The sequence below is a fragment of the Hyphobacterium marinum genome (genome assembly GCF_036330325.1).
GTDB lineage: Bacteria > Pseudomonadota > Alphaproteobacteria > Caulobacterales > Maricaulaceae > Hyphobacterium > Hyphobacterium marinum.
On the sequence record NZ_JAZDRO010000001.1, the window covers coordinates 280,516 to 306,616 of the forward strand.

General features: G+C 65.6%; 22 protein-coding genes. 12 read left to right on the plus strand and 10 right to left on the minus strand.

What is annotated here, in order from left to right:
• Positions 1-70 precede the first annotated feature (70 nt).
• The 3 genes from V0U35_RS01350 to V0U35_RS01360 all read right to left on the minus strand — a co-directional run bounded on the left by V0U35_RS01350 (position 71) and on the right by V0U35_RS01360 (position 2,335).
• Entirely contained in the window at positions 71-1,300 is a 1,230-nt protein-coding gene (locus tag V0U35_RS01350) for an argininosuccinate synthase (RefSeq protein WP_330194847.1), read from the minus strand.
• A gap of 73 nt (positions 1,301-1,373) precedes the next feature.
• Positions 1,374-2,060, minus strand: coding sequence for an SdpI family protein (locus V0U35_RS01355; RefSeq protein WP_330194848.1), 687 nt, complete (start codon positions 2,058-2,060; stop codon positions 1,374-1,376).
• Positions 2,057-2,335 (minus strand): metalloregulator ArsR/SmtB family transcription factor, encoded by a 279-nt coding sequence (locus V0U35_RS01360; protein WP_330194849.1) that lies wholly within the window; start codon positions 2,333-2,335, stop codon positions 2,057-2,059. The genes V0U35_RS01355 and V0U35_RS01360 overlap by 4 nt, the downstream gene beginning before the upstream one ends.
• 69 nt (positions 2,336-2,404) lie before the next feature.
• On the opposite strand from V0U35_RS01360, the gene V0U35_RS01365 reads away from it, so the two are divergent.
• The gene (locus V0U35_RS01365) at positions 2,405-4,177 is read left to right on the plus strand and encodes an alpha/beta hydrolase family protein (RefSeq protein WP_330194850.1); all 1,773 of its coding nucleotides are present in this window, start codon (positions 2,405-2,407) and stop codon (positions 4,175-4,177) included.
• Here V0U35_RS01365 and V0U35_RS01370 read toward each other — a convergent pair.
• Complete coding sequence (locus tag V0U35_RS01370) at positions 4,174-4,614, minus strand: hypothetical protein (RefSeq protein ID WP_330194851.1); 441 nt, start codon at positions 4,612-4,614, stop codon at positions 4,174-4,176. The two genes, V0U35_RS01365 and V0U35_RS01370, sit on opposite strands and share 4 nt — an antisense overlap.
• 151 nt (positions 4,615-4,765) lie before the next feature.
• Between V0U35_RS01370 and V0U35_RS01375 the strand changes: the two genes are divergently transcribed.
• From V0U35_RS01375 to pyrF, 3 genes are read left to right on the plus strand one after another with little or no spacing between them, the layout of a single operon-like run.
• Positions 4,766-5,581 (plus strand): SDR family NAD(P)-dependent oxidoreductase, encoded by an 816-nt coding sequence (locus V0U35_RS01375; RefSeq protein ID WP_330194852.1) that lies wholly within the window; start codon positions 4,766-4,768, stop codon positions 5,579-5,581.
• Complete coding sequence (locus V0U35_RS01380; protein WP_330194853.1) at positions 5,536-6,204, plus strand: LysE family translocator; 669 nt, start codon at positions 5,536-5,538, stop codon at positions 6,202-6,204. Before V0U35_RS01375 ends, V0U35_RS01380 begins: the two co-directional genes overlap by 46 nt.
• Before the next feature lie 14 nt (positions 6,205-6,218).
• Positions 6,219-6,917 (plus strand): orotidine-5'-phosphate decarboxylase, encoded by a 699-nt coding sequence (gene pyrF / locus V0U35_RS01385; protein ID WP_330194854.1) that lies wholly within the window; start codon positions 6,219-6,221, stop codon positions 6,915-6,917.
• Positions 6,918-6,923: 6 nt separating this feature from the next.
• On the opposite strand, the gene V0U35_RS01390 is transcribed toward pyrF, so the two are convergent.
• Positions 6,924-8,027: a hypothetical protein gene (locus V0U35_RS01390; protein ID WP_330194855.1), complete on the minus strand. Its 1,104-nt coding sequence runs from the start codon at positions 8,025-8,027 to the stop codon at positions 6,924-6,926.
• A gap of 66 nt (positions 8,028-8,093) precedes the next feature.
• Entirely contained in the window at positions 8,094-8,285 is a 192-nt protein-coding gene (locus tag V0U35_RS01395) for a succinate dehydrogenase assembly factor 4 (RefSeq protein ID WP_330194856.1), read from the minus strand.
• A 77-nt stretch (positions 8,286-8,362) separates the two neighbouring features.
• On the opposite strand from V0U35_RS01395, the gene V0U35_RS01400 reads away from it, so the two are divergent.
• The 7 genes from V0U35_RS01400 (at position 8,363) to V0U35_RS01430 (ending at position 17,428) form a co-directional block, all read left to right on the plus strand.
• Complete coding sequence (locus V0U35_RS01400; RefSeq protein ID WP_330194857.1) at positions 8,363-9,664, plus strand: RsmB/NOP family class I SAM-dependent RNA methyltransferase; 1,302 nt, start codon at positions 8,363-8,365, stop codon at positions 9,662-9,664.
• Between the two features lie 61 nt (positions 9,665-9,725).
• Positions 9,726-10,388: a ribulose-phosphate 3-epimerase gene (gene rpe / locus V0U35_RS01405; protein WP_330194858.1), complete on the plus strand. Its 663-nt coding sequence runs from the start codon at positions 9,726-9,728 to the stop codon at positions 10,386-10,388.
• A 5-nt stretch (positions 10,389-10,393) separates the two neighbouring features.
• The gene (locus V0U35_RS01410) at positions 10,394-12,139 is read left to right on the plus strand and encodes a heparinase II/III family protein (protein WP_330194859.1); all 1,746 of its coding nucleotides are present in this window, start codon (positions 10,394-10,396) and stop codon (positions 12,137-12,139) included.
• On the plus strand, positions 12,136-14,034 hold the full coding sequence (locus V0U35_RS01415) for a polysaccharide biosynthesis protein (protein ID WP_330194860.1): 1,899 nt from the start codon (positions 12,136-12,138) through the stop codon (positions 14,032-14,034). The genes V0U35_RS01410 and V0U35_RS01415 overlap by 4 nt, the downstream gene beginning before the upstream one ends.
• Positions 14,035-14,128: 94 nt before the next feature.
• Positions 14,129-15,724 carry a bifunctional phosphoribosylaminoimidazolecarboxamide formyltransferase/IMP cyclohydrolase gene (gene purH / locus V0U35_RS01420; protein ID WP_330194861.1) on the plus strand — a complete coding sequence of 532 codons (1,596 nt, stop codon included), beginning with the start codon at positions 14,129-14,131 and terminating at the stop codon, positions 15,722-15,724.
• A gap of 4 nt (positions 15,725-15,728) precedes the next feature.
• Positions 15,729-16,571 carry a dienelactone hydrolase family protein gene (locus V0U35_RS01425; RefSeq protein ID WP_330194862.1) on the plus strand — a complete coding sequence of 281 codons (843 nt, stop codon included), beginning with the start codon at positions 15,729-15,731 and terminating at the stop codon, positions 16,569-16,571.
• Positions 16,568-17,428, plus strand: coding sequence for a dienelactone hydrolase family protein (locus tag V0U35_RS01430; protein ID WP_330194863.1), 861 nt, complete (start codon positions 16,568-16,570; stop codon positions 17,426-17,428). Before V0U35_RS01425 ends, V0U35_RS01430 begins: the two co-directional genes overlap by 4 nt.
• Here V0U35_RS01430 and V0U35_RS01435 read toward each other — a convergent pair.
• On the minus strand, positions 17,425-22,314 hold the full coding sequence (locus tag V0U35_RS01435) for an NAD-glutamate dehydrogenase (protein ID WP_330194864.1): 4,890 nt from the start codon (positions 22,312-22,314) through the stop codon (positions 17,425-17,427). The two genes, V0U35_RS01430 and V0U35_RS01435, sit on opposite strands and share 4 nt — an antisense overlap.
• A 167-nt stretch (positions 22,315-22,481) precedes the next feature.
• Between V0U35_RS01435 and V0U35_RS01440 the strand changes: the two genes are divergently transcribed.
• The gene (locus V0U35_RS01440) at positions 22,482-23,174 is read left to right on the plus strand and encodes an SDR family oxidoreductase (RefSeq protein WP_330194865.1); all 693 of its coding nucleotides are present in this window, start codon (positions 22,482-22,484) and stop codon (positions 23,172-23,174) included.
• Positions 23,175-23,376: 202 nt separating this feature from the next.
• On the opposite strand, the gene V0U35_RS01445 is transcribed toward V0U35_RS01440, so the two are convergent.
• The 3 genes from V0U35_RS01445 to V0U35_RS01455 form a co-directional block, all read right to left on the minus strand.
• Complete coding sequence (locus V0U35_RS01445) at positions 23,377-23,940, minus strand: DUF5655 domain-containing protein (protein ID WP_330194866.1); 564 nt, start codon at positions 23,938-23,940, stop codon at positions 23,377-23,379.
• Positions 23,941-24,023: 83 nt separating this feature from the next.
• Positions 24,024-24,899: a helix-turn-helix domain-containing protein gene (locus V0U35_RS01450; RefSeq protein WP_330194867.1), complete on the minus strand. Its 876-nt coding sequence runs from the start codon at positions 24,897-24,899 to the stop codon at positions 24,024-24,026.
• A 39-nt stretch (positions 24,900-24,938) separates the two neighbouring features.
• The gene (locus tag V0U35_RS01455) at positions 24,939-26,063 is read right to left on the minus strand and encodes a DUF2891 domain-containing protein (protein WP_330194868.1); all 1,125 of its coding nucleotides are present in this window, start codon (positions 26,061-26,063) and stop codon (positions 24,939-24,941) included.
• Positions 26,064-26,101 lie beyond the last annotated feature (38 nt).

Genomic DNA, 26,101 nt, shown 5'->3' on the forward strand with positions numbered 1-26,101 from the left:
TCAGATGTCAGTTGGGGAAGCTCCGGTTTACTCCCCCGTTCACGGGGGAGATATCCCGCCAAGTCCGGACCTAGTCGTTCTTCCCCAGCCGCTTCTTGCGATCCGCCATCAGGCGCAGACGCAGGCCATTGAGGCGGATGAAGCCTTCCGCGTCCTTCTGGTTATAGACCTCGTCCTCTTCAAAGGTGACGTGCTGGAGCGAGTAGAGGGTTTCCGCCGAGGACCGCCCGACGACATTGGCCGAACCCTTGTAGAGCTTGACCCGGACCTCGCCGGTGACGTGACGCTGGCTTTCGTCGATGGCGGCCTGGAGCATCTCGCGCTCGGGGGAGAACCAGAAGCCTTCATAGACGAGGCGCGCATAACGCGGCATCAGCTCGTCTTTCAGGTGCATCGCGCCGCGATCCAGCGTGATCTGCTCGATACCCCGGTGGGCCGCCATCAGGATCGTCCCGCCCGGCGTTTCATAGATGCCGCGCGACTTCATGCCGACGAAGCGGTTCTCGACGAGATCGAGCCGTCCAACGCCGTGCTTGCGGCCTATCTCGTTGAGGGCGGTCAGGAGTTCGGCCGGACTCATCACCTTGCCATTGAGCGAAACCGCATCGCCGCGCTCAAAGCCGACGGTGACGTATTCCGGCGTATCGGGAGCGGACTGCGGATCCTCGGTGCGCTGATAGACGAAATCAGGTGCTTCCTCGGCCGGGTCTTCCAGCGCCTTTCCTTCCGAAGAGGTGTGCCAGAGATTGGCGTCGACGCTGAACGGGGCCTCGCCACGCTTGTCGACGGGGACTGAAATGCCGTGCTGTTCGGCATAGGCGATCAGCTTGGTGCGCGAATTGAGGTCCCATTCCCGCCAGGGGGCGATGACTTTCAGGCTCGGATCGAGCGCGGCGAAGGCCAGCTCAAAGCGGACCTGGTCATTACCCTTGCCGGTTGCGCCATGGGCGACCGCGTCGGCACCGGTCTCATGGGCGATTTCAACGAGCCGCTTGGAGATCAGCGGGCGGGCGATCGAGGTGCCGAGCAGGTAAAGTCCTTCATAGACCGCATTGGCCCGCACCATCGGATAGACATAGTCGCGGACAAATTCCTCGCGCACGTCCTCGATGAAAATCTCCTTCACGCCGGACGCCTTGGCCTTGGCGCGCGCCGGTTCAATCTCCTCGCCCTGTCCCAGATCGGCGGTAAAGGTCACGACCTCCGCGCCATAGGCGTCCTGCAGCCATTTGACGATGACCGAGGTGTCGAGCCCGCCCGAATAGGCCAGAACGATTTTTTTCACGTCGCGAGCGGTCATGTCAGAGGTCTCCCGTTGGCCGGTGGCGTTCGGGAATGCGGGTTAGGGCTTCACCCCGCCTGTGGCAAGGGCTTCAGGCGTCTTCCGGGCTGAGTGTCTCGCGGGCGGGATCATTCTTCCAGACCCAGAAGGAATAGGCGGCGAGACCGATAACCAGAAGGACAAGCGCCGTCATCAGGATGATCGTGCCCTGAGGAACCGGCCCCCACACCGCAATCGCGGCACCGGCGAGACCGGTTATCAGAAACAGGCGGCTGCCCCAGCGATGGGTCTTGTCCCAGGCGAGGTCGGACGACAATGTCCAGGGTGTGCGGATACCGACGAAGAAATTCGGCCGCGCCTTGGCGATCACCACCCCGAGCACAAGCATGATACCGGCCAGCAGGCCCGTGACGGAGCGGGACATGGTGTCCGCGTCCGGCTCCCCGGCCAGCGCGGTCCAGGTGACGAAGCCCTGCGCGCCGGCGAGCGCCGCGGCACCGATGATCCAGCCGGCCAGAAAGACCGGGCGCGAGCGGCGGACATTCTCCCCGCGCGGATCGATCATGGGTGCAAGACTCATCAGGAAGGCAAGACCAACCAGGAAGGCCGGCATGACGAGGAAGGCTTCGGCACGTGAGCCATAGCGATCCGGCTCACCATTCAGGTCGAAATGCACCGGGATCTGCGCACCCGGCTCGGTGTGCGTCCAGCCATACCAGGAGAACGCTCCGGCGATGACAAGGGCTACCAGCGTGATCAGAAGTCCGGTCCGGATCATGTGTCACTCTCCCTCCGGCCCGCGCCGGTCAGTTCCATGATGAGGGCGATGGCCTCTTCGGCGGCCCCCGCATTCAAACGGTAACGGATTGTCGTGCCATGGCGCTCGGCGCGGACGAGGCCCGCCTCCTTCAGCGCCGCGAAATGACCCGACATGGTCGGCTTGGAGACCGGAAACCGGTCCGCCAGCTCGCCGGCCGACATCGGCCCGTCGCGCAGCACTTTCAGGATTTGCCGCCGCACCGGATGGGCCAGCGCTTTGAAGACATCCGCCATGGGCTGGACTTTTGCGGAAACCTTATTTAGCGTCAAGACTAATTAGTGACTTTACGAAAGAGTTTCGTCATGCGCCTGCTCGCCCTTGTCATTCTGTTTCTCTTCCCGTCCGCCGTGCTCGCTCAGGGAGTCGATGATCCACGCTTTCACGGCACCTGGCACGGGACGCTCGACACAGGCGGGCCGCAGCTTCGTCTGGAGCTGGAGATTGGCCCGGAGGCTTCCGCGCTCATCAGTCTTGATCAGGGCAATGCCCGTATCGCGGCAAGCGCAGCCACGCTTGATGGCGATGCGCTCGCGATGGCTTTTGCACCAACCCTGATCACAATGGAGTTGGCACTGACAAATCCTGACACATTGAGTGGAACCTTCATCCAGGGACAGGGCCGGCTGCCGATTACCCTTGTGCGGGGTCCGACGCCTTATGCGGCACCGCCAGAAGCGAACCCTAGCCTCGATGTGAATTTGATGGACGGCTATTGGGTCGGCACCGTTCATTTCAATACTGCCGCGATGCCGATGCATATGGAGATGGGTTTCCATATCGATACCGAGACCCAAACAGCCAGGGGGTATACGTTTTTGGGCGGCGGCGAGTTGGTAAATTCGCACTTGAGCTTTATTGGCCACATTGCACAGGCGCGAATTGGGGATTCAGAGAATCAAGAAGAAAACTCCACGATGGAGTTCGCTTTGGCCGACGCCGAAACTCTTCTCGTCAATTGGGCCTTGCCAGAAAGCCAAGGGGCAGACGCCTCCGAACATCTAAGAGAATTTTCCGAAAGCATTGAAATTCAAGAATCTGTTTTTCAAAGGGCCAGCGACGAACAGCGCCGATTGATCGACGGCCTAATAAGCCGGGCTGCCTATGATTTGGCGGCCAGCGACCGAATAGACCACGAATTCGAGGTTGAGTCCGGGAGCGTCGCTCTGACGGGCACTCTGCGCCTTCCTGAAGGAGATGGGCCCGCTCCAGCCATACTCTTGCTCAACGGCTCCGGTCCGCAGGACCGTGATGCGACCATTGCCGGACACCGCGTGTTCGGTGTCCTCGCCGATACGCTGGCCGAACGCGGAATCGCCTCCTTGCGGCTCGATGACCGCGGCGTGGGTGGCAGCGATGCCGTGGCTCCGGACAGCCCCTACGACCTCGCCGAGGATGCCGCCGCCGCTCTGCGCGCGCTACGAGCAGATCCCGGTGTGAGCGGTGAGTGCGCCGCCATTCTCGGCCATTCCGAAGGCGGACTCATTGCCTTCCTCGCGGCTGAGGAGGCCCATCCGGCCTATATCATCACGCTCGCCGGCATGGCCGGAACCATGGCCGAGACGCTGTACGAACAGTCCGAAGCGCTGATCCTCGCCGCGGGAGGCGGACCGGCGGGTGCGGACGCCAACCGCGTGCTGCAGGACGCCATGTTCGCGGTGATGCGCACCACACCTGCCGAAGAGGCTCCGGCCGCGCTCGAGGCGGCGCTCATTGAACGCGGCTTCCCGGAGGACGGCGCACGCCAGCAGGGCGCGATCTGGGGCCAGCCCTATGCCCTCGCCGGACTGGATCTCGATCCGTCGGAGGCCATGGCCGCCTATGACGGGCCGGTCCACGCCTTTTTCGGGGAACGCGACCTGCAGGTCCTGCCCGAACCCAATGCGGCGCGGATCCGGGAGGCGCGCGGCGATCTGCCGACCGAGGTCACCGTCATTGACGGCGTCAGCCACCTTTTCCAGGATGCCGAAACCGGCCTGCCGGATGAGTACGCCTCGGCCCCGCATGCCATGGCACCGCGCGCACTAGAGGCGATTGCCGATGCGGCTGAAGCGCTGATCGGGCAGGCCTGCAACTAGTCCGGTCCGAACCAGCCCGGATAGGGCGGGGCGGGCCGCCCGGCGAGCCACCAGTAGACGAAGCCCGCCACCGCACCGCCCAGTGCGAATATTGGATCGGCGAGCGCAAAGGATGCCGGCGAAAAATCCCATCCCAGAATGATGGCATGGTAGAGGATCGGCGCGGCGATTGCGAAGACAAATGCGTCGGTCCAGCCGCGCGGCAGGCGCGACAGGCGCAGCAGCGCCGTCAGGACAAGGGCGGGCAGGATGCTGATCGTTCCGACATAAAGGATCAGGACGAAAGCAAAGCCCACCCAGGCCCCGACCGTTTCGGGGACCACGCCGGCGGCGATCATGAATCCGGCCATAAGGACACCGCTCGAGGCGACGACGGCAAAGGCCCACGCCCCGGTCCAGCGGAATATCGAGCCAATGACGGCAGCAACGGATGGCATGGGCGCACTCTCGGCAGGTGGCGGGAAGCCTGACTAGCCCACAAATCGGTCTCGGCAAAACCGGAATCGGATTCGCATCTTCCAGACGCTGGACAGGGGCGGCACGCCGCATCACTTTGATCCGGACACAGCAGACCCCGAAGGATTCCTCATGACACGCCGCCTTGTCCTCATCACCGGAGCCAGTTCAGGCATCGGAGCCGCCTTCGTCCGCCAGTTTGCGGCCAAGGGCTGGGACCTGGCACTGGTTGCGCGCCGCGAGGACCGACTCAACGATCTGGCCGAGGAAATGAAGGCGCAATATGGCGTCGACAGCCTCGTCATTGCCGCCGATCTGTCGAAGGCCAACGCGCCCGACACCATCGTCAAGACCGTGACCGATGCGGGCCGTCAGATTGACGGCCTCGTCAACAATGCCGGGGCCGGACTCAATGGCGTCTTCACCAGCACGAAATGGTCCGATCAGGAGCGTTTCCTGCGCCTGATGGTGACGAATTACCTCAAACTCACCCATCTCGTCCTGCCGGGCATGGAAGCGCGCAAATTCGGCCGCATCATCAATGTGTCCTCGGTTTCGGCCCTGTTGCCGATCTCGCCGGGTCACACCCAGTATTCCGGAACGGTCTATCCGGGCGCGAAAAGCCTGCTGATCAAATTCTCCCAGAGCCTGCGGTCGGAAATGACCGGCAAGAATGTGCACGTGACGGCGGTCTGCCCCGGCTACACCTGGTCGGAATTCCACGATGTGAACGGCGCGCGCGAGTCCGTCTCGCGCCTGCCCTCCTACTGGATGCTGACCGCCGAAGACGTCGCCTCGACCGCCTATGACGCGGTTGAGCGCAATGTCGCCATCCGCGTACCGGGGGCGTGGTACAAATTCATGACCGCCATGGCGCGCATCCTGCCCGACCCGGTTGGCGAATGGCTGGTGCTGCAGATGGCGAAACGTTCGGCGGCACGCGGATGATCGATCTCTCCCTTCTGCCGCTCTTTCTCGCCGGCGGCATCGCACTGGCGCTCGCGCCGGGCCCGGACATGGCGTTCACGCTGGCGACCGCCGCCTCGCAGGGACGCCGGGCCGGGTTGGTCGCGGCAGCCGGTATCTGCACCGGGGCCGCCTTCTGGGTCGCCGCGACGGCGATGGGCCTGGCGGCGCTGCTGGCGACGTTCGAACACGCGCTGACCGCTATACGCTGGATCGGCGGAGCCTATCTGCTCTTTCTCGCAGTGCAGGCGATCCGCCATATGGATGATGTGCCCGAAGCCAACCCGGCACAGCGGCTGTCCTCGGCCTTCCGGCGCGGCATGCTGACCAATCTGCTCAATCCGAAGATCGGCCTGTTCTTCATGGCCTTCCTGCCGCAATTCACCAATCCGGAAATCGGGCCGGTCTGGCTGCAGATCGTCATTCTGGGCACCTTGTTTTTCGCCATCGGCACAACTGTTCTGGTCGTCGTCGCGCTGGCCGCAGGATCGGCGCGAGCGGTGCTCGTCCGGTCGCGATTCTGGCGGCGCGCGCTCAATGGTCTGGCCGCCACGGCCTTCGCCGCGCTCGGTTTGCGCTTGCTCTTCATGCGCAATGCGGTCTAGACGCTCGGTTCGCCATGACGAACCCTGTTTCCGACAAGCTGATTGTCGCGCTCGACCTGCCGGAAGTTCCGGCCGCGAGAGCGCTCGCCGAGCGCCTTGAGGGTGCCGCGTCCTTTTTCAAGATCGGGCTGCAGCTCATGCCCATTGGCGGGATGGACCTCGCCATTGCGCTAAAAGAGCGCGGCGCGAAAATCTTCCTCGATTTCAAATTCCACGACATCCCCGCCACGGTCGAGAAGGCCACCCGCACCGTGACGCGGGCCAAGGCGGACTACCTGACCGTCCATGCCGAACCCGCCGTGATGCGGGCCGCCGTCGCCGGGCGCGGCGACGACCCGCATCTGAAAATCCTCGGTGTGACCGTGCTGACCTCCTATGACGACGCAATGCTGACCGAGATGGGCTATGCCTATGGCGCGCGTGACCTGGTCCTGCGCCGGGTAGAACAGGCGATCGCCTGCGGCGTGGAAGGCGTGATCGCCAGCCCGCACGAGGCCGAGGAGATCAAGCAGCGCTTTGGTGATGCGATCGAGGTGGTGACGCCCGGCGTGCGCCCGGTCTGGTCAACGAAGGATGATCAGGCGCGCGTGGCGACACCGGCCGACGCGATCCGCAATGGCGCAGCACGCATCGTGGTGGGGCGTCCGGTCAATGCTGCCGACGATCCACACGCGGCAGCCTTGCGCATTCAGGAGGAAATCCGGGGGCTTTAGTTCCGGTCAGTAGCCGCCGGAATTCCCGCCGCCGCCGCCATGTCCTCCATGACCGCCCCGGCCGCCATAGCCGCCGCGCACGCCGACATTGACGTTGACGCGGGTCGAGGTGTTGACGGTCGCGCTGGCACCCGCTCCGGCCCCGGCACCTGCGCCAGCGAAGGACCGCGCGCGGGCTCCGGCGCTGGGGAAGTTCAGACTTCCGAAGACGCGGGCTCCGCCGCCGCCACCGCCGCCGTAATAGACCGGTGAGCGCACCCCCGCGTAGGACCAGGCCAGGTCATCGCTGTAATACCCGTCCTGGTAATAGCCATAAGCCTCTTCGCGGTAGCGATAATCGCTCTCGTGGCGGTGATCACAGGCTGAATAGCCATAGCCGCGACGGGCACAGGGGCAGGCGTCCGCCCCGTGGCTGTAGACATCGACGACGCGCCAGTAGCGCCCGTCCTGCCCATACCATTCGCGGTTATAGCTGCGGTGCTCGGTATAGCGGTAGGTGTCCGCATATTCGACATCGCGATAACCGCCGCAGTCCCGGTAGTCCGGGCGCGGCTCGCGATAGGAACACGGCGAGACCTGACGCGGCGGTTCGACGTAACGGGGCGGCGCCACATGGCGGGGGCGTTCCTCGTATCGCGGCGCTTCGACGTGATAGATCGGACGCGCCACAGGGCGCGGCGCGGGCTCGCGGTATTCCGCTGCGCGATAACCGCTGCCGGAATGGACAACGATACAGATCGGATCGCCGCCGCCAGCTGGTGTTTCGCGGCGCGTGCCGTCCGGGCAATCCGCAAAGCGGCGCGGCGCATGGTCGGGAATCCGCACATCGGTGCGATGGCTGACCTGCTGGCGCGGGACATAATCGGGCGGCGGCGTATCGGACACGCAGCCGCCGCGCGCACGGCAATAGTCATAGGACCGCCATTGCTGGCCATCCCAGATCTCAATGACTTGCGGACCGGGTACCGATCCCGTGACCGGGCCGACCGGACTTCCAGAATACTCCGCCCTGTCGCCACCGGGCCCACCGGCCAGGCGCGAATCATCCTGGGCCAGCGCGGGCGCTGCCAGCAGGCCGGAAAGCAGAAGGGCGGCAAAATACGGTTTCATGGCCATACGTTAACGCGAATTAACACCTGGCCGGAAATGCTTTCCCTTTCCGGGCGAGCGAAATCGTTAAAAATCGCTGGCGATGCCTTTTCGTTCCCAGTCGCCATAGCGCGTAGGTTCGGGGCCGGAGGGGCCGCCTGTCTCGCCTGTCGGCGCAGCCTCGGTTTCAGCAGCGCGGCGGGCGTCCGCTTCGGCCAGGGCGCGGCGCGCTGCCGGGCTCAGCGAACGATCCGTGTCGGATTTGGGCGTCTCGGTCATGGGTGGGGAGATAGTCCGGCTTCGGCCCTGCGCCAAGTGGCTCGCGGGACAGGCGGCTTCATGCTAGGCGGCAGGACATGAGTGAAGGATATGCTGCCCGCCGTATCGCGGCACTTGCCTATGACCGCGCCATTCGCGGCAAGGGACCGCTTGACGAAAGCCTTGCTGCCGCGCCGGGGTTCGACGCGCTGGAACCCCGCGACCGGGCGTTTGCGCGCCTGCTCGCGGCGACTGCCGTTAGGCGCACCGGCCAGACACAGGCCGCGCTCGACACCTTTCTGAACAAGCCGCTGCCCGACGACGCCCACATGGCCCGAGCGCTGCTACAGACCGGTGCCGCGCAACTCATCTGGCTGGGGACAGCGGCCCATGCCGCCGTCTCCGCGACGGTCGGCCTGGCCAAGGAAGATCCGGCGACCGCGCGTTTTGCCGGTCTCTTCAATGCGATCCTGCGCAAGATTGACCAGCAGGGCGCGCCGATCGCTCGAGGCACGCCCCCCAGCGCCAATCTGCCGGACTGGCTCGCGGCCAGCTGGCGGGCCGCCTATGGCACTGACCGGACCGAGGCGATCGCCGCGGCCTGTGCCCGTGAACCCACACTCGACCTGTCGCTGAGAGACCCGGCCAGCGCGGCGCACTGGGCCGAAGCGCTCGGTGCCGAGAGCCTTCCTGGCGGCTCGCTGCGCAAGCGCTCCATCGGCGATCTCACCGCCCTGCCCGGCTATGAGGACGGCGCGTGGTGGGCGCAGGATGCCGGCGCGGCCCTTCCTGCGCGCCTTCTGTGCGTGACACCGGGCGAACGCGTGCTCGACCTGTGCGCGGCACCGGGCGGCAAGACGCTCCAGCTTGCGGCTTCTGGTGCGGACGTCACCGCGCTCGATGCCTCGCCCAAACGGCTCAAACGCCTGTCGGCCAATCTGGCGCGCACGGATTTGAGTGCCGACATAATCGCCACAAATGGGCGGACCTGGCGTAGCGAGGCGCAATATGACGCCATACTGCTCGACGCGCCCTGCACGGCAACGGGAACGCTGCGCCGCCGGCCGGACGCCGCCTGGACGAAACAGGCCGGAGATGCGGCCTCGCTGATGCCCATCCAGGACGATCTTGCCGCGACAGCCGTCACGGCGCTTCGGCCCGGCGGGCGTCTGGTTATCTGCACCTGTTCGCTCCAGCCCGAAGAGGGCGAGGACTGGCTGGCCCGCAGTCTTGCCGCCCATCCCGGCCTCACGACCGACCCGGTCCGGCCGGAAGAGCTGCCCGGTCTGGAAGCGGCCATACTTCCGTCTGGCGCGGTCCGGCTGACCCCGGACATGTGGTCAGAGCAGGGCGGGATCGACGGATTTTTCATCGCCCGGTTGCACAAGGCCGCGGCTTGAGCGAACCGGCCTGAGGCGGCTTGCTTGCGCCCCTCCAAGGGCGCTGTTATGCCCTTTTGCCATGACCGCGACCTTGCGACTTGCCCCGTCCATTCTGTCCGCCGATTTCGCCCGACTGGGCGAGGAGGTCCGCGATATCGACGCTGCCGGCGCGGACTGGATTCATATCGATGTGATGGACGGGCATTACGTGCCCAATCTGACCATCGGGCCGGGCGTGGTGAAAGCCCTGCGCCCGCACTCGGAAAAGCCGTTCGACGTGCATCTGATGATCACGCCGGTCGACCCCTTCATCGAGGCCTTCGCCAAGGCCGGGGCGGACTACATCACCGCCCACCCCGAAGCCGGGCCGCATTTCCACCGCACGGTACAGGCGATCAAATCGGCCGGAGCCAAGGCCGGTGCCGCGCTGAACCCGTCGACCGATCCGTCCGCCATCGACTATGTCCTTGACGAGCTCGATCTCGTTCTGGTGATGAGTGTCAATCCGGGTTTTGGCGGGCAGAGCTTCATCACCTCCCAGCTGCGCAAGATCGAGTATCTGAAAACCCTGATCACCAAGCGGGGGCTCGACACGATTGTCGAAGTCGACGGCGGCGTGACCCCGCAAACCGCGCGCGACTGCGAACGGGCCGGCGCTGACGTGCTGGTCGCCGGAACCGCTGCCTTCACCGGCGGCCGCGACTGCTATGCCGACAATCTGAAGGCTTTGCGGGGCGGGTGATCGCGATGGCCAGCGCCGTCCAGCTTTCCGACTATGCCGGCGCGGCCTTGCGCGCACTGCGCCGCGAAACCGTCCGGACGACGCATGCGCTTCCGGCGGTCCGCATGCTGACACTGGGCGGGGCGTCCCCTGCTGCAGCGGATATCGCAAACCCTGCCATCCGGACGGGCAGCGCGGCACACGGGGCGGCCATTCTCGATGGGCGTTTCGCCTTTTGCGGTGACGTTCTCGATACCGGTCCCGATGGCGACCCGTGGACGAGCGCGGCCCCCTCGCGGACTTTCGCTGCGCATCTGCACGGCTTTTCCTGGCTCGCCGACCTCCTGGCCTGCGAGGACGATACGGCCGCGGACCGGGCCGGCACGCTGATCGACATGTGGATCGCCACTTATGGCGGGTGGAACGGGTTTTCCTGGGCCCCGGAAATCCTCACTGACCGCCTTCACGCATGGTTGTCCGCCGGTCCCTCCGTGTTCGCCGACCAGCCCGGACGGACCCTGTCCCTGGTCCGCCAGGTTCGCCATCTGGCGCGCACGGCCCGGCTTGCCCCGGACGACTTGCCGGTCCTGAGGGGGGCAATTGCGGTGGTGATGGCCGGGCTCGTCTATCCAGGCCTCAGCCGCAGCGAAGCGCGGGGCCTGGCCCTTCTGAAACAGGAAATCCCGCGCCAGATCCTTCCCGATGGCGGCCATATTTCGCGGTCCCCGGAAGCAGCCGCGGATGTGTTCATTGATCTCACCCGGCTCGACCAGATGGCCGAGGCAGCGGGCCGCGCCTTGCCGGACTGCGTTCACAGGGCGCTCGACCGGCTGGGCCCGATCGTGCGGTTTTTCCGCATGACGGATGCAACCCTTGCCGGTTTTCATGGCGGGGGCGAGGGTAACAAGCGCGCCATCGAGACCGCGCTCTCGGTCAACAATACCGCCAAGCGCACCTTCGGTTTCGCCCCGCATTCCGGCTATCACCGCGTCGATGCCGGCGGGGCCAGCATAATCATGGACAGCGCCGGAGGCCCGGCCGGCCCCTCGAGCGCGAATGCCCATGCCAGCGCACTGGCCTTCGAATTCAGCGCGCCGGGTGGCCGTCTGATCGTCAATTGCGGCTGGTCGCCCGATCAGCCGCCGAGCTGGCGTCATGCCGTGCGTGCTACCGCAGCCCATTCCACCCTGACACTGGAAGAGACCTCGTCCTCCCGGTTTGTCGAGCCGGGCTGGAAACGGCGGCTGCTCGGTGCACGCTTCTCCGACGTTCCCGGTCAGGTCTCGGTACGGCGCAACGAGGAAGAGATCGGCGTCTGGCTGGAGGGCAGCCATGACGGCTACCGGGAGGTTTTCGGCCTGTCGCACCGGCGCCGCGTCTTCCTCGCCGCCGATGGCGGGGATTTGCGCGGTGAGGATGCGCTGTTTCGTCCCGCCGAGGATGGCCCGCCCGAGGACCCGGAAACCCATCACCCCTTCGCCATCCGCTTCCACCTGCATCCGGGCGTGCGCGCCTCGCTGTCGCGTGATGCGATGAGCGCGCTCCTGGTCCTGCCCAGCGGCGATGGCTGGCGCTTCCGCACCGATGGCGGACCGGTCCGGATCGAGCGCTCGGTTTATCTTGCCGCCGGTGCGCCGCCCAAACGCACCGCACAGATCGTCATCCAGGGCGAGGCTGAACCCTATGGTGCAGGCGAGCGCCCGCCCAACCGGGTGCGCTGGGCCTTCCAGCGCCTGGGACGGGTCGGCAGCGCCACGGGGAAAGGCGAATGAGTACGCCCGCGCGCCCCTGGCAGCGGCTGCGCCCGCGTGCCCTGGCCATGATGGCGGCCAGCTATGTCTATGACGTGCTGGCGGGGGCCGCCTCGATGGGGGTGGCGGTCCATGTCCGCTATATCCTTGAGCAGAAGCCGGCCCCGGATTTCATCACGCTGAAGGCTGCCGCCATCTTCGCGTTCGCCTGTGCCGTCGTGTTTCCCCTGATGGGCCTGCATCGCGGCGTCTGGCGCTATACCGCGCTCAATGACGTGATCCGCATGATCCAGGCGGTGATCCTCGCCAATCTTGTCTTTCTGCCGCTGATCTTCTTCCTCAATCGCGGGGATGATCTGCCGCGAACGGCGATCTTCCTCGTGGTCCCGATCCTCAGCGTGCTCATGATAATGCCGCGCCTGGGCGCAGTCTTTCTGCGAACCGGCGCGCTGGCCAATGTCTTCCGCTTCGAGGACCGCGCGAAAGAGCCAGCCATCCTGATCGGCGGCGAAGCCGCGCTCGATACCGCACTGAGCGATGTCGAACGCCGCAATGGCAGCGCGCCCTTCCGCATCAAGGCGCTGATTGAAACCGGCGGCGGGCATGCGGGGCGGGCAATCCACGGCACGCCGGTCGCAGGCGGACTGCCCGACCTGCTTCGCACGGTCAGGCGGATCGAGCGCGCCGAACGCGCCAAGCCCCGCCTTGTCCTGGCGGACGCCCGGCCCGACCCGGACCTGCTGCGCCAGATCCTTCAGGTCGCCGGCGCGGAGGGTGTGAAGGTGTCGCGCAGCCGGCCGGCGGGGAATGCGGCGAACGCCTTTTCGCCGATCGAGGCAGCCGACCTTCTGAACCGTCCGCCGCGGACGGGAACCAGTGCCTTTGCCGAATCCCTGATCGAGGGACGCACCGTGCTGGTCACGGGGGCTGGGGGCACGATCGGATCCGAACTGGTGCGCCATGCCGCCCGGCTGAAACCGGCCCGGCTGGTGCTGTATGATTCTGCCGAAGTCAGCCTCTACGAAATCGACATGGAGATGAGCCGGACGGAGGGCGCGCCGTCCTGGCGCTCCGTTCTCGGTGACATTCGCGATCAGCGCCGTCTCGCGCGCCTCTTCGACGAGGAAAAGCCCGATATCGTCCTGCATGCCGCCGCGCTGAAACACGTGCCGCTGATGGAAGAAAACGCCGCCGAAGTGGTGATGACCAATGTCGAAGGCACGCGGCGCGTCATCGCGGCGGCCAAGGCTGCGGGCGTCAAGGTCGTTGCGCTCATTTCCACCGACAAGGCGGTCAATCCATCGAGCGTGATGGGTGCCGCAAAGCGGGCGGCGGAGCTCTATGTGCGCTGTGCGGCGCAGGATCCCGGCATGCCGAAACTCTGCGTGACGCGGTTCGGCAATGTACTGGGCAGTGCCGGGTCGGTCGTACCCCTGTTCGAACGCCAGATCGCGGCGGGCCAACCCGTGACGATCACTGATCCCAAGGCGACGCGCTTCTTCATGACGGTGGAGGAAGCCTGCGGCCTGGTCCTTGACGCGGCTGCGCTCGCCGCCAGGCCGGACGCCGGTAATGGCGCGCTCTTCGTCTTTGACATGGGCGACCCGGTGCCGATCCCGCAACTGGCCGCCGGACTGATGCGGCTGCGCGGCAAGGACCCATCCGCGCCCGGTGCCATCCGATATACCGGCCTCCGGCCCGGCGAGAAGCTGCACGAGGCGCTGGTCTACGACTTCGAGCGCATGGCCGATACCGAAGCGCCCGGCGTTCTGGAGGTCAGCGGCGGCCTGCCCGATCCGGCCGAGACCCTGCCCCGGCTGGACGCACTGGTCGAGGCGGCCCGAGAGGGAAGCCCCGAGGCCGTGCGCGCCGCGCTGGCCGCGCTGATACCCGAATACGCACCGCCACCCGCCTGACATGCGTGACCGCGCGGGATCGGGCCGCTAGAATGGCCCTTCCGGCTCCCTGATCCACCCTCCCCTTTTCCGGCATCCCCAGCAGAGACCTGACATGGCCCAAACCGATCTCGTTCCCGTCCGACGCGCTCTTATCTCCCTTTCTGACAAGGACGGACTCGTCGACCGCGCCCGCACGCTCACCGAATTCGGCGTGGAAATCCTGTCGACGGGCGGCACGCTGCGGACGCTGCGCGAGGCGGGAGTCGAGGCCATCGATGTCGCCGAGATGACTGGCTTCCCCGAGATGATGGACGGGCGGCTGAAGACGCTGCACCCGCGCGTGCATGGCGGGCTGCTGGGCCGCCGCGATCTTGAGGCCGACCGGACCGCGATGGAGACCCATGCCATCCCGGAAATCGACCTGCTCTTTGTCAATCTCTACCCGTTCGAATCGACTGTCGCCGCCGGCGCGCCGTTCGATGAGTGCATCGAGAATATCGATATCGGCGGACCGGCCATGCTGCGCGCGGCGGCGAAGAACCACCCCTTCGTGGCGGTTTGTGTCGACAATGATGACGCCGATGCGGTGATCGCCGCCATGAAGACCCATGACGGAGCGACCCCGCTGGACTTGCGCAAACGCCTGGCCGCGAAAGCCTATGCGCGGACCGGTGCATACGACGCCGCGGTATCAAGCTGGTTTGCCGGCGAATTGGGCGAGGACGCGCCGGACTATCGCGTCTTTGGCGGACGGCGGATTGACGCGCTGCGCTACGGTGAGAACCCGCACCAGTCGGCGGCTTTCTATGCGTCGGGCGAAGGCCGTCCCGGCGTCGCCAGCGCCCGCCAGATCCAGGGCAAGGCACTCTCTTACAACAATCTCGCCGATGCCGACGCCGCGTTTGAACTCGCTGCCGAGTTCGATCCGGCAGACGGCGCTGTGGCCGTCATCGTCAAGCATGCCAATCCGTGTGGCGTGGCGCGCGGCGAGAGCGTGCTGGATGCCTATGAGCGGGCCTTTGCGGCCGACCCGGTGTCGGCCTTTGGCGGCATTGTCGCCTTCAACCAGGTGCTCGATGCCGAGACGGCCAACGCACTGACCAAGATTTTTCTTGAAGTCGTGATCGCACCGGATGCTGATGCCGCCGCGCTCGATGTGCTGAGCGGCAAGGCCAATCTGCGGGTTCTCCTGACCGGCGGCATGCCTGACGCCGAGCAATCAGGCTGGACGGTGAAATCCGTCGCCGGGGGCCTGCTGGTTCAGGCGCGCGATGCGGGCCGGATCACCGAGACCGAACTGACCGTGGCGACCGAACGCGCCCCGACCGAAGACGAAATGCGTGACCTCCTCTTTGCCTGGAAAGTCTGCAAACACGTCAAGTCGAACGCCATTGTCTACGCCAGGGGCGATGCCACGGCGGGGGTCGGCATGGGCCAGACCAGCCGGCTGGAAGCCGCACGGCTGGCCGCCGCCAAGGCCGAGGCCACGGCGAAGGAGAACGGCTGGGATGAACCGGCCACAAAAGGCTCGGTCTGTGCGTCCGACGCCTTCTTTCCCTTCCCGGATGGTTTGCTGACCGCGGTTGAAGCCGGGGCCACCGCCGTCATTCAGCCAGGCGGCTCGATCAAGGACGAGGCGGTGATCGAGGCGGCCAACGAGGCCGGCATCGCCATGGTCTTCACCGGCATGCGCCATTTCCGGCACTAGGCCGATGACCGGCGCCCTTCTCCGGACCGGGCTTTCTCTTGTCGCGGCAGCCATCGTGCTGGCGTCAGCATCGCCCGCCAGGGCCGCCGCCGAGCGCCGATACGTGGACGCCCATGCCGTGTGGCTCGCTCCGCATGCCGCGGTCCGATTGCCGGAGACTGCCAGCGGTCCGGTTCCAACAGCGCTTCTGTTTCATGGATGCGGCGGGCTGCGCAGCATGCAGGAGGATTATGCTGCGGCGCTGAATGCCGCCGGTTATGGCGCGATCATCATCGATTCCATGGCCCCGCGCGGGATCGGACGGGCGGGCGCGATGACGCAGGTCTGTACGGCGCTGCGCCTGCGTGGGCAGGCCCGCGCTGCCGACGTCTTCGCGGCTGTAGACCTCGCGCGCCGGACTACCGGGATCGACCCGGACCGGCTGGTTTTGGTGGGCTGGAGCCATGGCGGCTGGGCCATTCTCGATGCCCTGACATTTGCCGCTGACGGCGATCTGCCGCCCGGTCTTTCAGCCATGCCGGGGCTCGAGGGCGTGCAGGCCGCCGTGCTGATGTATCCCTATTGCAGCTTTCCGGCGCGCGCGCGGCGGCACAGCATCGACGCCGGGGTCGCGATTGATGCGGTCCTGGCCGGGCGCGATCTCGTTGCCTCGACCGCGGATTGCCGGCATGTGCTGGAGCGTGCCTCGGATGCCGGTGTCACTGTCAGTTGGGAAGTCTGGCCGGGCCTGACCCACGCCTTTGACGAGCCCGGCAACCCCGATCCGCGCATGCAATACGATGCCGAGGCGGCCCGCGCCGCCCATCAGCGCCTGATCGGCCGGCTTGACGAACTGGCCGCGCCGTGACCCCGGGTCCGGTGCTTTTCATTGCCTTTGCGGTGACGTTTGTGGTGCTGGGCGGCCTGGCCTGGCTGATGCGTCATCGCGGCGTGTTTGTCCGGATCGAGCGGCAGTCCCCATCCGCCCTGGCCAGACGGCTGAAGCCGCATACGGCGATTTATGCGCCGCCGGGACCGGGGCCTTTTCCCGCCGTTATCCTGCTGCATGGGTGCGGCGGCCCGCGCGGGGTGACGGAGGCTTATGGCCGGCGTTGCGCGGAGGCCGGTTTCATCGCCTTTGCCCCGGATTCGCTGGCCTTGCGCGGAATTGGCTACCGGGAGGCGGTGTCGAAAGTCTGCACTGGCGCGTGTTTGCGGGCCGGCGAGCGGGCGGGGGATGTCTTTGCGGCCCTCGAGATCGCCCGGGTCGACCGCCGCGTCGACCAGACCCGGATCGCGCTCGCCGGGTGGAGCCATGGCGCGTGGACCATTCTCGATGCGCTGACCTGGGCGGCGGAAAGACGCCCGCCGCCGAGCCTGCAACGCCTTCCCAAAGCTGGCGTGTCGGGCGTGAAAGGCGTTTACGCCTTCTATCCCTATAGCGGTTTCCTCGCCCGCTCGCGCGGCCATGACTGGCCGGCCGGCATCCGGGTCGAAGCCCTTCTCGTGCCCGGTGACACGGTTTGTGACGACGCGGACTCGGTCAAAATGCTCGAGGCGCGCCGGGCCGCCGGATCCGATACGGCGTGGGACTGGATGGAGGGTGCCACCCACGGATTTGATGAGCCGGACCACCTGCCCGGTTCGGGCCTCACCTTTGACCGCGACCTGGCGCGGAAAGGCGAGGAGAAACTCCTCGCCTTCCTGAAACGGACACTTCTCTAGGGTTCGGCGTTCTGCGCCATTTCCCGAAGCTGGGTCGAGGCGATCGAGAGCTTGGACAAAGTCCACACGCCCGCGCCTTCCATTTCGGCCAGCGTGGCATCGACCCGGCCCGCTTCTTCCGCGTTTATGATCGACCAGGAATCGATGAGGTTACGCGCCCAGTCGGCATCGGGCTGTTCGATCCCCTTGGCCAGCGACCCGCCTGCTGTCTTGGCATGGCGCATCACCGATCCGGCAACCGTTTGCTGGCTGGCATAGAGGTCCTCGATCAGGCGGCGCACCGCGAGCCGGTCCCAGTGCAGGTCGGAAGACACTTCCCCGGCGACACCCCGCAGCCGGTCGAAGGCAAAGCGGGCCCCGGCGGCGTGATAGATGTGCGCGGCCGATTCCAGCGGCCAGTCCTTGCGCAGCGCGAGATCGACCACGTCCGAGGACGAGGTCAGCGGCCGCAAGGTCGCGATTTCGCGGGCCAGGTCCTTCGGTGCCCCGGCCTTGACGAAGGCTTTCGCCTGCCGCGACACGCGTTCCCGCTCGTAGTCGGAGAAGATCGCCCCGGCATGCTCCTTGAGCTGGTCGATCCCGTCACGATAGGCGTCGATGACGTCACGGATCGGCATGGGCTGGTCGGCCTCACGCCCGCGTCCCCGCCGGGCCAGCCAGTAGGTCTGGCGGCGCAGCAGGCGGATGATTTCCTCGTGCAGGTCAATCTGCACGCTCGCCGGGGCCTTGTTGTCGAGCGCATTGATGCGGTCGGTGAGGTCGGCAAAGCGGAAAATCTGCCGCCCGGCCTCGAAGGCCCGCGCCACAGAGGCAACGTTCGCGCCGGTGGATTCCTTGGCGCGGTGGACGAAGGTCGGCCCACCCAGATTGATCATGTCATTGGCGAGCACGGTGGAGATGATTTCCCGGCGCAGGCGGTGGGAGGCCATGGCCTCGCCATAGCCGGCGAGGTCTTCGGGGAAATAGCCGTGCAGCGTGGCGACGAAATGCGGGTCGTCCGGTACGCTTGAGGCCACCAGCGCATCAAACAGCGTACTCTTGGCATAAGAAATGAGCAGCGCCAGTTCGGGCCGGGTCAGCCCCAGACCCTGTTCCTTCAACAGGCGGATTTCTTCAGACGTCGGCAGGCCTTCGACCGTGCGGTCGAGACGGCCCTGGGCTTCCAGCGCCAGCATGAAGCGTTCCTGCGCATCGATATCGGCCGGAGCGCTGGTCTCCGACAGTGTGATGGCGAGCGTCTGGTCGTAATTGTGCGACAGGACGTGTTCGGCGACCGTGTCGGTCATCCGGCCCAGCAGATTGTCGCGCTTCTTCCGGGTCAGTTCGCCCGAGCGCAGGAAGGGGTTGAGCAGGATCTTGATATTGACCTCGTGGTCGGACGTATCGACGCCTGCGGAATTGTCCACGAAATCGGCATTGACCCGCCCGCCCTTGCGCGCGAATTCGATCCGGGCCGCCTGGGTAAAGCCGAGATTGGCCCCTTCGCCGACAACCGATGCACCGACTTCGGTGGCGTCGACCCGCAAGGCGTCATTGGCCTTGTCACCGACTTCCCAATGCTGCTCGTCGCTGGCTTTCACATAGGTGCCGATGCCGCCAAACCAGAGGAGTTCGGACGGGGCCTTGAGCAGGGCACTGATCAGCTCGACCGGTGCCACCTTGTCCGCGTCCAGCCCGGTCAGGGCTTTCATTTCGGGGCTGAGCGGTATGGATTTCGCCGATCGCGAAAACACGCCGCCCCCCTTGGAAATCAACGCCTTGTCATAGTCCTGCCAGGAGGATCGCGGCGTTTCGAACAGGCGTTTGCGTTCGTCCCAGCTGGCGTCCGTATCGGCCGGATCCGGATCGATGAAGATGTCGCGGTGGTCGAAGGCGGCCTGCAGCTTGATCTTCTTTGACAACAGCATGCCGTTGCCGAACACATCGCCGGACATGTCGCCGACGCCAATGACGGTGAAGGGCTCGGACTGGATGTCCTTGCCCATTTCCCGGAAGTGGCGCTTGACCGATTCCCAGGCCCCTCGGGCGGTAATGCCCATGGCCTTGTGGTCGTAGCCGGCCGAACCGCCGGACGCGAACGCGTCGCCGAGCCAGAAGTCGAATTCGTCCGTCGCCACGCCATTGGCGATATCGGAGAAGCTCGCCGTGCCCTTGTCCGCGGCAACGACGAGATAGGGATCATCCTCGTCCCACAACACCGCATTGTCGGGATGGACGACCTCATCACCCTCAATATTGTCGGTGATGTCCAGAAGGCCGCGAATGAAGGTCTTGTAGGCATTGACGCCTTCGGCCAGCCATTCGTCGCGTGTCCCCGATTTGGGCAATTGCTTGGGATAGAATCCGCCTTTCGATCCGACCGGAACGATGACCGCATTCTTAACCTGCTGCGCCTTGACCAGGCCCAGCACCTCGGTGCGGAAATCCTCGCGCCGGTCTGACCAGCGCAGCCCGCCGCGCGCCACCGGGCCGAAGCGGATATGGACGCCCTCGACATTCGGGGCCCAGACGAAAATCTCGCGATAGGGTTTCGGCAGCGGCAGTTCTTCGAGTTCGCGGCTGGCGATTTTCAGCGAGATGTGCGCCTTGGGCCGTCCTTCGGTGTCGGTCTGGTAGTAATTGGTCCGCAGGCTCGCCTCGATCAGGCGCAAGAGCCGGCGCAGCACGCGGTCGTGGTCGATACTGGCGACCGAATCGAGCCGGGAGCGGATATCCCTTGCCAGTTCGTCGGCGGCTTCCTTGCGCGCCTCGCGCGTCAGGGAAAGCGAAGGGTCGAACTTGGTCTTTGCCAGTTGCAGAAGACCGCGGGCGATTTCCGGATTGGCGGCCAGCGCCTCTTCCTGGACCGATTGCGACGGGTCGAGCCCGGTCTGCTGGCGGTAGCGCGCGCAGGTACGCAGGAAGGCTGCATCGCGCCAGGTCACGCCCAGCTGCGGGATCAGACGGTTGAAGCCGTCATCCTCGGCGCGGTTTTCCAGCACCGCGAGCAGGGCGTCCTCGAAAACGGCGATGGCGTCTTCGCTGTCACCGCCGGGCGCGGTGCGCTCCATCTCGAAATCATGGACATGGACGACGGGCGGGGTGCGATCCTCGCCCAGCGAATCGCGGCTGACCTCGAAACCGGATTCCTGAAGGACCGTCAGGCCCATATTCTCCAGGACCGGCATCACGGTGGACAGCGGAACAGCTTCGCCGGCCCGGTAGATTTTCAACCGCAGCGCATTCGAGCCGTCCTCACCGCCATAGGCGCGCACGGCGAGCGGGGCGGCCTCGGTCAGACCCTCGATCTTTTCGACGTCCGCGACTGCCTCGGCCGGCGCATAAGCTTCCCGGTAGCCGGCGCTGAACGCGCCGTCATAGCCACGCAGATTGCGGCGCGCGGAATCCGGCAGCGTGTTACGGGCAAGGGATTCGAAGTCATCCTCCCAGGTCCGCGCCAGCTGGGCGATACGGCGCTCCAGATCGGCCACGTCCGGCTCGGGGTGATCGAACGGGTTGAGACCGACAATGAAATGGACCCGCGCCAGCGGTCCGTCACCGAATTGCGGGTAATAGGCCGAAAGCCGCCCATCGAAGGCGGCCCGGATCATCTCGCCGGCCTGTTCGCGGACCTTGGAATTGTAGCGGTCGCGCGGCACGAACAGCAGGACCGAGATGAAGCGGTCGAACCGGTCCCGGCGGATGAAGATCTTGGTCCGCGGACGGTCATAGAGGTGAAGAATGCCCAGCCCAATGGCGAGCAGGTCATCCTCGTCGGTCTGGAAAAGCTCGTCGCGCGGATAATTCTCGACGATATTGCGCAGCTTCTTTTCGCTGTGCGTGCCGGGAATCTTGCCGGCCCGTTCGAGCACATTGCGCACCTTGCGCCGAATCAGCGGCACATCGCGGGCCATGCGGTCATAGGCATCTGCGGTGAACAGGCCGACGAAGCGGTCCTCGCCGATCACTGCACCGTCTTCGCGGTATTTCTTGACCCCGACATAATCCATGTAGACGCGCCGGTGGACGCGCGACTTGATATTGGCCTTCGCCACGATGAGTGGCGAGGAATCGCTCAAGAAGGATTCGATGGCCGGGGTGAGGTGGGACGGTTCTGACGCCTTGCGCAGCACCTGGCGCTTGGGATCGCGCAGAATGCCCCGGCCCGAGCCGGTCTGGACGTCCGGCTCGCGGTTCTGAATGCGGCCTTTCTCGTCGACGTCGAAGCGGTAATTCCGGCACCCCAGGAAGGCGAAATGGTCATTCCGCAGCCAGCGCAGGAATTCGATGGCCTCGGCCTTCTCTTCCAGCGTCGCGGGCGTATGGGCCGCTTCGAGATGCGAGATGGCCATGTCCATGGCCGCGCGCATGTCGGCCCAGTCATTGGTCGAGTTCTCGACATCGGCGAGCGTGTCGCGGATGCCGTCCTCGAGATGTTTCCGGGCCAGATCGTCGCGCTGTTCAACATGAACCTGGATCAGGGATTCCGGGCTGCCATCCTCTGTCGGCACGATGGGGTGGAACATGGCCAGGACATCAAGGCCCTGCGCGCCGATCTCGCCCATGATGGAATCGACCAGGAAAGGCCGGTCCGGACCGGCAACCTCGAGAATGTCGCGGCGCATGTCGGTGTCGCCGTCGAGTTTGGACGGCCGGACCCGGACTGCGATGGCACCGGCCTTGCGCTTGCGGGACCAGTCCCAGAATTCGGCGATCTGCCGGGCCAGCTCGGTCGCGGAAATGTTTTCGAGATCCTCGGCCAGCGCGTCTTCGAAGACTTCGTCGAGAAATTCCCGGACGGCGTCGCTGCCGGGCTCGGACCCGAACCGGTCCTGCCAGACGGCCTTTACGGCTTTGAAATACGCCGCCCGCTTGTAGGCGTGGGCCACGCCGACGACAGCCGTCATATGTACTTTCCCCTCATCAAGGTTCCGCATCCGAATCCGGATACGTTGCGAGCCTAGCCACCTAGGCGCGGCACGCAAGCGCAAGGCGGGCCGATCTTCAGGCCTCGACGTTCCCGGCAAGACCGCTAGTTTCCCATTCTTGACACGCTGACAAGAAGGAAATGCCGATGACCTGCATCGTCATCACGGGAGCTAATCGCGGAATCGGGCTTGAACATGCCCGCCTGTGGCTGGAAACCGGAGCCGAAGTCCATGCCGCCTGCCGCACGCCGGACCGGGCCGATGCCCTCAAGGCCCTTGATCCGGGGGATGGACAGTTGACCGTTCACGCTTATGACGCCGCCGCACCGGAGGCCGGCAAGGCGCTCGCCGCTGCGGTCGGGAAACCGGTCGATGTCCTGCTGGCCAATGCCGGGGTGATGGGGCCGCGGGACGGCCAGAGCCTAGGCAATACCGATCCGGGCGCCTGGGTTGATACGCTGAAGATCAACGCGCTGGGCCCGCTTCTGCTGGCCGAGGCCTTCGCCGATCTGCTCGCGGCATCGAAGGCCGGCAAACTCGTGCTGCAATCGAGCCGGATGGGCTCGATATCGGACAATACGTCCGGGGGTTATTATATCTATCGCGCCTCGAAAGCGGCGCTGAACGCCACCGGCCGATCCCTGGCGATCGACCTGAAACCGCACGGTATCGCCGTCGCCATCCTGCACCCGGGCTGGGTCCGGACCGATATGGGTGGGTCAAACGGGCTGATCTCGGCGCGCGAAAGCGCGGAAACCGAAAAGGCGCTGATCGAGGCGCTGACGCTGGAAAACACGGGAGAATTCCGTCACCAGTCCGGTGAATTCCTGGCCTGGTAAGCGGGGAAATGCGGCACCGCCGGGCGGGACAGGGGAGGAGTTGCCCGGCGGTGCCTGACAGGTCCCGGATGCAGGTTGGGGGGACGCATTGCAAGGACCTGTTGAGCCAGATATGGGGCGTGCGCGGCGAAATGGAAGGGGCGGAAATGCGCCCCGGTCTTCACGCCGCCGTGAGCCCGGTCCTGCCCGCCCGCGGCTGCGATTAGCCGGCCGCGTCGTAAGCGGCTTTCAGCCAGTCTTTCAGCGCGCCATCGACATCGCAGGGCGCTTCCAGCCGCACGCGATGGGACACCATCGCGTTGAACGAGCCCGAGGCTTCAAGGCGGCCTGACGGCTCAACGCCTTTCAGATTGATCCCGACGTCGAGACGGGAAGCAGTCGAGGGCTGGAAGATCGCGAACTGCTTTTTCCGGCGCACCGAGACATAGGCTTTTTTCGGAGCCAGTTCGACGTCGGACCCGAACCCTTCAACCATCGCGACCAGCTGGTCATAGACCGGTTTGAGACCCGCCTTCTTGCCCGCATATTGCGCGGCAACCAGGTCACCCTCATCCGCATCGGCGGCCGATGATTTCAGCGCCTTGTGGGCAATCAGATTGGCAAAGCCGTGGGTGACGCCATGCTCGCTCTTCAGTCGCTTGACGATCTCGCCATGCTTTTTCTCGGGCCAGGACGACAGGACCGAGAGCCAGGCCTCCATCGATTTGCCGGTCTTCTCGGCGAGATTGGCTTCCATTGTCGCGGCCATTTCTTCAGGGGTTGCCATGTCAGGCTCCTTGTCTGGCGAGTGTTATCGACCGGCAGTCTGCCCTTAGACCGGGACGGACGATTGTAAAAAAGGACCCGGCCTCATCCCGGATCGACAATGGTTTCGCCATCGGCCGCACGTTCCTTCAGGAAATCAGCGGGCGTCAGGCCTGAAAATTCGCGAAAATCGCGGATCATGTGCGGCTGATCGAAATACCCGGCATCCACCGCCAGGCCGGCCCAGTCGACGACGGATTCCGGCTTGATTGCCTCGATGGCGGCAAAGAATTTGACCACCCTTGCATAGCGTTTCGGAGCGGTACCAATTCGCTCGCGGAAGCGCCGGGTCAGAACCCGGCGCGAAAGGCCGGCCGCGTCCGCAATCTGGCCAATGGGCAACCCGCCCCGGCTCTGCCGGATCATGGCGACGGCCCAGTCGATTTCCGGATCGGCCCTGAGCATACCCAAACGGCGCAGAAAGGCTGCGACACACTGTATCCGGCCCGCCGGATCCGCCAGCCGCGAAAGCCGGTCAAGACAGCGTTCCACGGTCGCGCGGGGGAGAATATCCTCCAGCGCGACGACGCGGCCGCGGAATGAGCTTCCGGGAATACCGAACAGGGCCGCAGTACCACCGGCATGCAGGCGCGCCCCGACCGACGCGCCATCAAACCCGGGCTGAGCGGTGTCTGGCGCAGTCCAGACCGGCCCATCCTGGAGCCCCCAGATATAGGCGCGGGGCAGGCGCTCGCGTTCGTCTCGTCCGCCGTGACGCAGCTGGCGCGTGCCCAGATTGAACACAAGGAAGAGCGAACCCCGCGGCAGGAGTTGTTCGCGCGCAAACGCGAACCGGCCTGACGTGTCCCAGAACTCGGCGACCGCCGGCTCCAGGTCGGGCGGTGCATCCATGACACTGACCCGCCAGCCGCCAAAGGGCGTCTCGAACCGGTGATGACGAAGGGCAGTCGCAGAGGTCATGGGCCGGACAGCCTCCACCCGGACGTGGTTGTGTCGTGTCTATCCGCCTGACGCGACGGGCGCATCCAGTGCGCGGCCGGTCACGAGATAGGTGGCAAAACTCGCCAGCCAGTGTCCGCCCTCGTAATGCTCGCCCGAGACCGACGCGATACCCGTCTGGCGATGGACATCAGCAGCCGCCAACAGGGCGGCCCTGCGGGCGTCGTCGTCGGGCAGGGCATTGGCAATGGCTTCGAGATTCCAGGCGCGCGAGAGGTTCACGCCATCGAGATGGACCAGCTTGCCGTCGCTGGGGTCGAGGACGACACCCGGTGCCAGCCAGTCCGCGCGGCCGTCCTCGGGGATGCCGGGCAGGAAGGCGGAAAGCCAGGCCGCGAACGCGTCCTGCGGCATCACCCGGCGCATCAGGTCGGCCTCCATCAGGCAGGGCGAGAGGAAATCCTCGCCAGACGGCTCATAGGAAAGCGGGCAATTCTGATCGCCGGCATGGAATTCCAGCGTCTTGGCGACCAGAAGAGCTTCCAGTTCGGCATCGCCCGCCGTGCGCGCCCAGTCGAGCGCCAGCGCAAAACCGAAGGCGGACTGGTTATGGGTGCCGATGCGGATCGGATAGGCAAGATTGGGCAGCCAGCTCCGGTAGCGGTCGGCGACGACGGTCTCCAGCGGTTCGAGCGCGGCGAGCCAGCGTTGGGCGCGCGGGTCGTCCCATTCGCGCAGCTCGGCTGTCAATTGCAGCAGCCAGCCCAGCCCGTAAGGACGCTCGAAACTGCCGCGCCCCTCACCGGCGAAATAGGCGACCTCGCCCGCCACGCGGGCAGGCGTGAAACTGATGTCGAGGGCGGCCTCGGCGCGCGGCGCGAAATCGCCGTCCGGATCGGTGCGCAACAGGCGCACCAGTAGCCAGTGGCCATGCACTGCCGAGTGCCAGTCATAACAGCCATGGAAGACCGGATAGAGTTCGCGCGGGGTCAGGGCGTCCCCGTCCCCCTGCAGCACATGGCTGATCTTGTTGGGATATTCGCGGTGCACGCAATCGAGCGCGAGCGCGGCGAAACGGTCATTGAGACCGGGTTCGGTTACCGGCATGGCTCCAGTCTCCTGGGCCTGGGCCGCGCCGGCCGAAGCAAGGACGAGCGCGGCGGCGAGGGGTCTAAGGGCTTTCATGCCCGCAAGGCTAACCCGTTGCCGCCGCGCGTCCAGTC

Coding starts and splice junctions, on each gene's coding strand:
- purH (WP_330194861.1), top strand. CDS start 14,129: ATGGCCCAAACCGATCTCGTTCCCGTCCGACGCGCTCTTATCTCCCTT.
- V0U35_RS01415 (WP_330194860.1), top strand. CDS start 12,136: ATGAGTACGCCCGCGCGCCCCTGGCAGCGGCTGCGCCCGCGTGCCCTG.
- rpe (WP_330194858.1), top strand. CDS start 9,726: ATGACCGCGACCTTGCGACTTGCCCCGTCCATTCTGTCCGCCGATTTC.
- V0U35_RS01440 (WP_330194865.1), top strand. CDS start 22,482: ATGACCTGCATCGTCATCACGGGAGCTAATCGCGGAATCGGGCTTGAA.
- V0U35_RS01360 (WP_330194849.1), bottom strand. CDS start 2,335: ATGGCGGATGTCTTCAAAGCGCTGGCCCATCCGGTGCGGCGGCAAATC.
- V0U35_RS01425 (WP_330194862.1), top strand. CDS start 15,729: ATGACCGGCGCCCTTCTCCGGACCGGGCTTTCTCTTGTCGCGGCAGCC.
- V0U35_RS01400 (WP_330194857.1), top strand. CDS start 8,363: ATGAGTGAAGGATATGCTGCCCGCCGTATCGCGGCACTTGCCTATGAC.
- pyrF (WP_330194854.1), top strand. CDS start 6,219: ATGACGAACCCTGTTTCCGACAAGCTGATTGTCGCGCTCGACCTGCCG.
- V0U35_RS01365 (WP_330194850.1), top strand. CDS start 2,405: ATGCGCCTGCTCGCCCTTGTCATTCTGTTTCTCTTCCCGTCCGCCGTG.
- V0U35_RS01370 (WP_330194851.1), bottom strand. CDS start 4,614: ATGCCATCCGTTGCTGCCGTCATTGGCTCGATATTCCGCTGGACCGGG.
- V0U35_RS01390 (WP_330194855.1), bottom strand. CDS start 8,027: ATGAAACCGTATTTTGCCGCCCTTCTGCTTTCCGGCCTGCTGGCAGCG.
- V0U35_RS01445 (WP_330194866.1), bottom strand. CDS start 23,940: ATGGCAACCCCTGAAGAAATGGCCGCGACAATGGAAGCCAATCTCGCC.
- V0U35_RS01455 (WP_330194868.1), bottom strand. CDS start 26,063: ATGAAAGCCCTTAGACCCCTCGCCGCCGCGCTCGTCCTTGCTTCGGCC.
- V0U35_RS01410 (WP_330194859.1), top strand. CDS start 10,394: ATGGCCAGCGCCGTCCAGCTTTCCGACTATGCCGGCGCGGCCTTGCGC.
- V0U35_RS01375 (WP_330194852.1), top strand. CDS start 4,766: ATGACACGCCGCCTTGTCCTCATCACCGGAGCCAGTTCAGGCATCGGA.
- V0U35_RS01355 (WP_330194848.1), bottom strand. CDS start 2,060: ATGATCCGGACCGGACTTCTGATCACGCTGGTAGCCCTTGTCATCGCC.
- V0U35_RS01395 (WP_330194856.1), bottom strand. CDS start 8,285: ATGACCGAGACGCCCAAATCCGACACGGATCGTTCGCTGAGCCCGGCA.
- V0U35_RS01350 (WP_330194847.1), bottom strand. CDS start 1,300: ATGACCGCTCGCGACGTGAAAAAAATCGTTCTGGCCTATTCGGGCGGG.
- V0U35_RS01450 (WP_330194867.1), bottom strand. CDS start 24,899: ATGACCTCTGCGACTGCCCTTCGTCATCACCGGTTCGAGACGCCCTTT.
- V0U35_RS01435 (WP_330194864.1), bottom strand. CDS start 22,314: ATGACGGCTGTCGTCGGCGTGGCCCACGCCTACAAGCGGGCGGCGTAT.
- V0U35_RS01380 (WP_330194853.1), top strand. CDS start 5,536: ATGGCTGGTGCTGCAGATGGCGAAACGTTCGGCGGCACGCGGATGATC.